The 8,111-nt window shown below is 59.0% G+C and carries 6 protein-coding genes and 1 tRNA gene; 2 read left to right on the top strand and 5 right to left on the bottom strand.

Annotation, left to right across the window (positions count from 1 at the left end; genetic code table 11):
• Positions 1-2,271: phage/plasmid primase, P4 family (locus AC2VNK_RS06925; protein WP_486883273.1), on the top strand; the 2,271-nt coding region annotated here is incomplete at its 5' end.
• 586 nt (positions 2,272-2,857) lie between these two features.
• Here AC2VNK_RS06925 and AC2VNK_RS06920 read toward each other — a convergent pair.
• Both AC2VNK_RS06920 and AC2VNK_RS06915 read right to left on the bottom strand, forming a co-directional pair.
• A complete protein-coding gene (locus tag AC2VNK_RS06920; protein WP_065413069.1) occupies positions 2,858-3,073 on the bottom strand; it encodes a CopG family transcriptional regulator in 216 nt (71 codons plus the stop codon).
• Positions 3,070-3,501, bottom strand: a complete 432-nt coding sequence (locus tag AC2VNK_RS06915) for a putative toxin-antitoxin system toxin component, PIN family (RefSeq protein ID WP_486883272.1) — start codon at positions 3,499-3,501, stop codon at positions 3,070-3,072. Before AC2VNK_RS06915 ends, AC2VNK_RS06920 begins: the two co-directional genes overlap by 4 nt.
• Positions 3,502-3,716: 215 nt before the next feature.
• Between AC2VNK_RS06915 and AC2VNK_RS06910 the strand changes: the two genes are divergently transcribed.
• A tRNA-Ser gene (locus tag AC2VNK_RS06910) sits at positions 3,717-3,788 on the top strand.
• A gap of 108 nt (positions 3,789-3,896) precedes the next feature.
• Here the strand turns inward: AC2VNK_RS06910 and lon are convergent.
• The 3 genes from lon to AC2VNK_RS06895 form a co-directional block, all read right to left on the bottom strand.
• Positions 3,897-6,263, bottom strand: coding sequence for an endopeptidase La (lon, locus tag AC2VNK_RS06905; RefSeq protein ID WP_486883271.1), 2,367 nt, complete (start codon positions 6,261-6,263; stop codon positions 3,897-3,899).
• Entirely contained in the window at positions 6,260-6,664 is a 405-nt protein-coding gene (locus AC2VNK_RS06900; RefSeq protein ID WP_291524000.1) for an Hsp20/alpha crystallin family protein, read from the bottom strand. The genes lon and AC2VNK_RS06900 overlap by 4 nt, the downstream gene beginning before the upstream one ends.
• Before the next feature lie 196 nt (positions 6,665-6,860).
• Complete coding sequence (locus AC2VNK_RS06895; RefSeq protein WP_486883270.1) at positions 6,861-8,096, bottom strand: MFS transporter; 1,236 nt, start codon at positions 8,094-8,096, stop codon at positions 6,861-6,863.
• Positions 8,097-8,111 lie beyond the last annotated feature (15 nt).

The following is an 8,111-nucleotide window of genomic DNA, read 5'->3' as shown; positions in this document are numbered from 1 at the left end:
GCCAATCTCACGGAAGTTGAAGCGGCTTTGTCTTGCATCCCTGCGGATGTGGGATATGAAGACTGGCTGAAAATCGGCATGGCGCTTCGGTCCTTTGGTGATGACGGCTTTGCCCTATGGCATGACTGGTCTGAACAGGGTGAAAAATATCCTGGACGCCCGGAAATGGAAAAGAAATGGGCTTCCTTTGACCCTGACGGGGGGGTAAGCATTGGCACGCTGTTCCATATTGCAGGACAGTATGGGTTTCAGCGGGGTAGCGTGCTGTTTGCCGATGCTCTGGTAGTTCCCGAAGGTGCAGATGCCCTGTTCATTGTGCCCGATGAGGATGTGTCGCGGCGCTGGAACGAAGCGGGGTACCCTTGCATCGGCATCCCCGACCCTTTGGGGTGGTCAAAAGGGGCTGACGAACCCAGTGACGCATTCAGTGCGATAGTTTCCGGGGTTCTGCAAAAACACCCGTCGCTGAGGATCGTTGCGGCATTGTACCCGGAAGATGGGACACCTCGTCACTGGTCAAAGGGGGATGATGGCGAAACCGTGAAAGTACCGATGGCGGGGAAATGGGTAAGTGATAGCACTACGACAACAGAGGGCGCCTATAGGCTGGCGGAAGCGGTGCGGAAAATAGAGGGTGTGAATGTCATCACCACCGCCCGTTTTTTGCCGCTGGATAGTGACCTCAATGCGGTCTTCAATAAACGCCTAGAAGATGCCTTGAAACCGGCGCGATCTGCTGCGACGCTGCTAGCTGACCCCATTTTTTGCGGGTTGAAGCTGGACCCCGATGCGCTGGGGCAGAAGGGCGCCCCCAGTGCGGATTTTGCTTTTTGCGATGCACTGAACAGTGCGCTGGTTGGCGTGGCTGACGACCTACTGTACGAGTGGACCGGCAGTCATTGGTCACTTCTTCCGCAAGCCCGACTTAAGAAAGGGGTATATAAGCTGATTGCTGGTTTTTTTGCAGCCAGTGGGGATTCGCGCAAAATCCATAGTGCGCCCCAAACCGCTGTGTCGGCGGCTGGATTATACGAAATACCAAAAACCAATCAGGGGGCAGAAATGGGCGGGGCCATTATCCCCTGTGCGGACGTGACGCTGGATATTGCACCGGATGGTACGGTAACGCCACGGGAACCCAGCAAGGATGACGGTCTGCGCTACTGCGTCAACGCTAGATGGGTGGATAAGGGCAAGCCTTCCCCAGAGTTCGACAAGTTCATCAGCGACACCTTGCCCGATCCGGCGGTGCGGCGTCTGGTGCAGCAGTATGTGGGGTACACGCTCATCAGTGATACGCGCTTCCAGGTGGCCCAGTGGTGGTTCGGCAATGGGGCCAACGGCAAGGGTTTTCTGGCGCAGGCGGTCAGTGCCCTGCACCGCAAGGTGGCTGCCGCCGACATTGAAGACCTGGGTGGCTTCGGGGCTGAAAACCTCATTGATGCCTCACTCATTACCGTGGACGAGACCCCGAAGCGGATTGACGAGCAGCGCCTGAAGTCGGCCATTTCCGGCGACGACCTGAATATTAACAGGAAGTATCAGGTTCCCGTCACCACGCGCCTGCGGGCCAAGTGGCTGCTGCGTGGCAACGACAAGCCCGCCCTGTCAGACCAGACCGACGGCATCTGGCGGCGGCTGCAGATCATAGAGTTCACAGAAAAGTTCGAGGGCAACCGCCGGGATGACATGCTGGCCGACCGGATCGTCGAGAATGAACTGCCAGGGGTGTTGCGCTGGGCGGTCGACGGCCTGGTGATGCTGCTCAAGGCGGGCGGGTTTAAGGATATTCCCGAATCGGTGCTGGCAGCCAAACGGGAAATGCAGTTGGAAACCGACAACGTGCTGGGCTGGTGGGTGGCGAAGGATGTGCAGGTTTGTGATGCGCCCAGAACGAGCAAGGATTCCGCGTACCGGAACTACTCGGTCTGGTGCAAGGATTCTGGGATGATGCCTCTGGGCGCACCCCGGTTCTGGGCGCGGGTGCGGTCCATCGTCGAGCGCGACTATGGCGAACTGCGGGAAAGCAGGCCCCGTGTGACCTTCAACGACCCGATCACAGGGACCACGAACAACGTTCGGGTGCTCAAAGTGAATTTGGACCTGGAAGGCAATGACCGGGATGATGGCGGTGCCAATAATGTCGTTCCCCTTCCCGTAACCCCGTTGCGCGCGTCCACGCCGGAAAGGCGGGCTTTTGTGAACGTTATGACCGCAGGCTTCGCCGTTCTGGATGATGGGGACGACGACTATTCGGACGTTCCATTTTAGTTTTTATGTAGTGAACCTCGGTATTGGCTCACCCATGCGGTGGGCTTTTTTTTTGGCATGAACCCTGACGGGTCACAGGGGTGGTCAGGGTGGTCAGGGTGTGGTCAGGGCCAAAGTTTTTTGCCATGACCACGGTAACACGTTGAAAAAAAAACGTTAAAAACCGTAAAAAAACCAGATGGTCAGGGTGGTCAGGGCAGATCTCTAAACTACGCGTAGAAAAAAAACAGACTTAGAAAAAAATGCTGGGGTGCAGGATACACAAAAATTCCTATACAGAGTTTTTCTGCACTTTGGCCCTGACCACCCTGACCGTGGTAAAAAAATCGTTATTTGTTAGTTGGTTACAACGGTCATGGCAGAAAAATTGACCCTGACCACACCCTGACCACCCTGACCACGACAGGGCCAGCGGATAACCGGGTCCGGCGCTGTGGAATCCCGCGAGGTCCGGCATCGGAAAAGCTATATCTCTATTTTATATCTATCTGATAAAAGGGAACGCCAGATAAAGGTACTCGTGTCAGGATGTAGCTTAATTTTGTAGGTTCCGCCTCGTTACTGCGTAACAGGTTACAGCGTGGTGTTAATGCGTTTGGTCAATTTTTTCCAGAATGCGTAACGCTGCTTGCGGGTCTCCCTGAGCAGCCATCACGCGGAACCTGCGCTCGACATCCATTTCAGTGAGCATTTGCGCCGTCCACTCGTCAAAGAGCTTGTTTACACTGATCCCCTTCATGCGGGCCATATCCCGGATTTTGTCCGCCTTGTCGTCTGGGAGTCGAATCGTCAATGTACTCATTTGAACACCTCCAGGCATTCCGATGGTTTCAGGATGCGCAACTCCGGCCAGGCAAGCTCCCCGCCCTTCAAATCCGAGATGTTGTGCGTGATAATGGCTTCAGCGTTTCCCGCCACGGCCAATTCGACCAAGTGATTGTCCCCTTCATCGGGGAGATTCGGACGCCACCCGTAGTAGATAGAGATCCACTTCCCCTGCTTCGCCAGTGCGGCCATGACGGTTTTACGCTCGTCGCCTGTGGTCTCCCCGGTCCATATTGGCCTACCCAGCATAGCCTCGTATTCCAGCCACAGCGCATTTCCGAACAAAGGGGTGTAACGCCCAGTCAATGCGTGTTTCAAGACAGCACGAGAGGCGCCCCCTTCCGACCGCATGGCGGCAACAAAAACATTCGTGTCAATGACGAGTCGAACCATGAATGACAGCATATATGCTTCCATTTACTAAAACAAGCTGCGACGGCAGTCCGTTCCGCCGGGCCTCAGATATGGCGGTTGGACCCCTGACGTAGAATCAGAAGGCCTATAATCAGCGGGTCGTTTGCACCGCAATTGCACCACACTGAGGACGGGAATTTGCGGGAATATAATGGAATGGTGATACTTACAACAAGCTGTTTTAATTATGTTTTGACGTGTATCTTGCTGATGTAAAAGGGGGTTAAATTCGATTCGTAATCGGTAGGTCGGAGGTTCGACTCCTCTTGCCGGCACCATAAAAACAAGCGCCTGGCTTAACCGCCAAGCGCTTTATTTGTGCCCGACTGACTTTCCGGACCATCCGCATCCGGATGGCAGGACCTGTAACACGACCCGGATACCACCTATTTTTCCAGGCCCATTTCCAGCGCCTGCGCCACTGCATCTTCCACCCGTTCTATCCAGATGAAGGTAAGTTGTTGCCGTGCGTTCTCGGGGATGTCTTCGTAATCCCGGCGGTTGCGTGCCGGCAATAGCACCGTGTGAATCCCGGCACGCAGCGCCGCCAGAACCTTTTCCTTGATCCCGCCTACGGGCAGAACCAGGCCACGCAGACTGATCTCGCCGGTCATGGCCACATCCGGCCGCACCTTGCGGCCGGTGAGCAGGGAAATCAGCGCGACGGTAAGGGTCACGCCGGCACTGGGGCCGTCCTTGGGGATGGCACCGGCGGGGATGTGGATATGGATATCGCTCTTGTCGATGCTTTCCTGGGCAATCTGCCAGTCCGCCGCCCGCGCCTTGACCAGGCTCATGGCCGCCTGGGCGCTCTCCTTCATGACATCGCCGAGCTGGCCGGTCAGGATGAGGCGGCCGTTACCGGGGCTCTTGCTGGCCTCGATAAAGAGGATATCCCCGCCCACCGGCGTCCAGGCCAGACCGGTGGCCACGCCGGGCAGGGCCACCCGCGAGGCGACTTCGTTTTCAAAGTGCTGGGGACCAAGAATGGTGGCCAGGTCATCGGGATGAACCTGCATCCCGCTGCTGCTGCCCTCGGCGACGCGCACCGCCACCCAGCGGCAAATGGCCCCCAGTTCCCGCTCCAGGTTGCGGCAGCCGGCCTCGCGGGTATAGCCGCGGATGAGGGCCAGCAAGGTGTCTTCTTCCAGCACCAGTTGCTCCGCCGTCAGGCCCGCCGCTTCCCGCTGCCGGGGCAGGAGGTAGCGGGAAGCGATGTGCATCTTGTCCTCCTCCGTATAACCCGAGAGCGCGATGATTTCCATGCGGTCCCGCAGGGGACCGGGGATGGTATCCAGGATATTGGCCGTGGCGATGAAAAAGACGTGGCTGAGGTCAAAGGGCATGGCCAGATAGGTGTCGCGAAAGGTGCGGTTCTGCTCTGGATCCAGCACTTCCAGCAGGGCGGCGGCAGGATCGCCGTGGAAACCACCGGCGCCGAGCTTGTCGATTTCATCCAGGAGCATCACCGGGTTGCGCACCTCCACCTTGCCCAGAGCCTGGAGGATATTGCCTGGCAGGGCGCCGATATAGGTGCGCCGATGGCCGCGGATCTCCGCCTCGTCATGGACGCCGCCCAGGCTCACGCGCACAAACTTGCGCCCCATGGCGCGGGCGATGCTCTGGCCCAGAGAGGTCTTGCCCACCCCCGGCGGCCCCACAAAGCAGAGAATGGGGCTCTTGCCGCTGGAATTCAGGCGATGCACCGCCAGATGCTCGAGGATGCGCCGCTTGATTTTGTCGAGGTCGTAGTGATCCTCGTCGAGAATGCCTCGCGCTTCACCGATATCGATGCGCTCCGCTGTTTCCTTGCTCCAGGGGAGGGCCAGGATGGCATCGATATAACTACGCACCATGCCATACTCGCCGGCCCCTTCGGGCATCCGTTGCAGGCGACGCAACTCCTTACGGGTCACCGCCTCCGCCTCGGCGGGCAAGTGCGCCTCGTCAAGGGCGTGCCCCAGAGCCTCCATCTCACCGTTGCCCTCCTCTCCTTCCCCCAACTCTTGCTGAATGGCCTTGAGTTGCTCGCGCAGGAAATACTCACGCTGGCGGCGATCCATGACCTCCTTGGTCTGCTCGCCAATCTTGTGGGTAAGCTTCAGGACCTCAATGCGATAGCTCAAAAACTGCGAGATCTGTTCCAGACGGCTGCGCACGTCAAGATTTTCCAGAATCTGCTGGCGCTCCTCGGCCTTGAGATCGAGAAAGTTGGCAATCAGATCCGCCAGTGCCCCGGGCTGCTCCACGTGGGCGATGGCCTGGGCCAACTCCTGAGGCACCTGCGGCAGAAGAGCGAGGGCTTCGGTGGCCTGCTGGCGCAAGTGCAGGACGCGGGCATCCAGCTCCGAACCGGTAGCTGTAATCTCCTCCAGGCGCTCGATGCGGGCCGCCAGAAAGGGATAACCCGGCAAAAATTCGCGCACCCGGAAACGGCCTTCTCCTTGAGCAATGAGGTGGTGGCCGCCATCCCCGGTGGTCACATAACGCAATATGCTGGCTACCGTACCCACCGGATACAAGTCATCAGGGCCGGGTGCATCGTTGCCGGGGTCCTTTTGCAGCAGCACGGCAATGGGACATTCCTGGCGGATGGCCTCCTGGGCCGCCGCTACCGACTGTGCGCGACCAATTCCGAGGGGCAGAACGACCCCTGGGAAAAGGACAATATTGCGCATGGGCAATATCGGCAGGACATTTTCAGGTAATACCAGCTTGCTGCTTTCGCTCGCCCCCGTGTGCGGATTGCTCATTTCATACCCCTCTGCTGGCGAAAGGACAAATGGAGGCAGCCGTTTCGCATTTCCCAGCCCTGTAAGGTCAAGCCATCAGGAATCTGCAGGCGCCGGTCGAAAACGCCGTAGGGGATCTCCAGACGATGGATATGCCCCGTTTGCAGCTCTGCGGAAAGCCGACGCTGACCACTCACTATCAGGACATTGCCGCTGAAGATTACCTGTACTTCCTCCGGGCTAACGCCGGGCAAGGCCACGACAATCTGCAGCCCACCACTGCTCTCAAAGACATCCATGGGCGGCTGCCAGGCTGGCTGGCGACCCGACGGGGCCGGCTGAAAGAAACGCCGCTGCAGGCGTTCCGCACGTTCCAACATGTCTATGGCCTGCATCCACATAATGTCTTCCAGATCGCGCATCCCCCACTCCCCCTGATCGGCGTCCCTGATGTCTCAATATTGTAGCGTATTTTTGCGGCTATACCTCCCAGCTTGGCGACGATGACGCCCATGTGTTTGCACCTTGTACGACGGGTCAATGCCCGCACCCGGTCTTTGGAGCTTCCGGATGGTTTGATCGGCCACCCTCAGCTTTCTTGCTGAAGGCCGCCATAACTCAGTTTGTGGCGCGGGCAAATCGCCGTGCAGCGCGATAGCCGCGCGTGGCCTGTACCCCGCGCAGCGCCCACAGGCCGGCGATGAAATAACTGCCAGTAATGAGCAGCGCCTGGCGATGATTGCCCTGGGTGAGCCAACTGCTGACGCCGTAGGTCAGCGGGCCAATGATCGACGCGAGCTTGACCGCCAGCCCCCACAGCCCAAAAAACTCGGCACGCTGCGCTGGTGGCGCCAGCAGCCCCACCATGGCCCGCCCCGCCGACTGCGAGGCACCCATGCACAACCCGGCCAGATTGGCGGCCACCCAGAACATGCGCTCGTCCGGCGCGGCCCAGGCCAGCACCACCACGCCTATCCAGGCGATCAGAGTAAAAGCAATCGCCCGCACATGGCCAATGCGGTCCTGCACATGGCCAAAAAAGAATGCCCCGATGGCTGCCGTGATGTTGACCACCAGCACAAGCAGAATGGTCTGCCGGGTATTGAAATGGAACACCTGGCTGGCGTAAATCGCGGCCAGGGTAATCACCGCCTGGATGCCGGCCTGATACAGCACGGTGCAGATCAGAAAGCGTTTCAGGTCGGGCAGGCGTTCGAGATGACTGAGCGTGCGTAGCACCTGAGCCCAGGCGCTGCGCGCTGTGCGCTCGGTTTGCGGCACCGCGCGCTCGCGCAGCAACAACAGCGTGGGCAAACTCACGAGCAGGAAAAGCGTAGCGGTAATCAGCATGGAAACCGGCACAAAGTCCACCGTGCCCTGCCCCTGTGCCTGCGCCCAGTTGATGTAAGCCAAGCTCGCACCCAGCGACATCAGCCCGCCCACATATCCCAGCGCCCAGCCCCAGCCCGACACCCGGCCGAGCGCACGCGGACGTGCCAGTTCAGGTAGAAACGCGGCGATCAGGTTTTCGCCGGTGCCGAAAAAAAAGTTGGACAGCACCAGCGCGATAATCGCCAGCCCCAGTGCGCCGGGCGCCGCAAAAACCAGCAGCGCGGTGAAGCCGACGCAGCCCAGCGTAGTGAGCCACAGCAGTTTTTTCTTACAGGCGTGGGCGTCAGCATAGGCGCCGACCAGCGGTGCAGTGAACATCACCAGCGCATAGGAAGCCGACAAGGCCAGCGTCCAGGCAAAGGTTGCCCAGGTCGCGTTGCCGGCGACGACGGAGACAAAATACGCGCTGAACACGGCGGTGATGACCACCGTCGTATAGCCGGAATTGGCGAAGTCGTACATCGCCCATGCCCACAC

It is taken from the genome of Acidithiobacillus sp. TH-A35, assembly GCF_057473505.1.
The sequence above is the reverse complement of the archived record's forward strand: the minus strand, read 5'-3'. Positions and strand labels throughout refer to the sequence as shown.

Excerpts from the sequence above, each read along its gene's own strand:
- AC2VNK_RS06920 (WP_065413069.1), bottom strand. The coding sequence starts at position 3,073 with ATGAGTACATTGACGATTCGACTCCCAGACGACAAGGCGGACAAAATC.
- AC2VNK_RS06900 (WP_291524000.1), bottom strand. The coding sequence starts at position 6,664 with ATGCGCGATCTGGAAGACATTATGTGGATGCAGGCCATAGACATGTTG.
- AC2VNK_RS06915 (WP_486883272.1), bottom strand. The coding sequence starts at position 3,501 with ATGCTGTCATTCATGGTTCGACTCGTCATTGACACGAATGTTTTTGTT.
- lon (WP_486883271.1), bottom strand. The coding sequence starts at position 6,263 with ATGAGCAATCCGCACACGGGGGCGAGCGAAAGCAGCAAGCTGGTATTA.
- AC2VNK_RS06895 (WP_486883270.1), bottom strand. The coding sequence starts at position 8,096 with ATGTACGACTTCGCCAATTCCGGCTATACGACGGTGGTCATCACCGCC.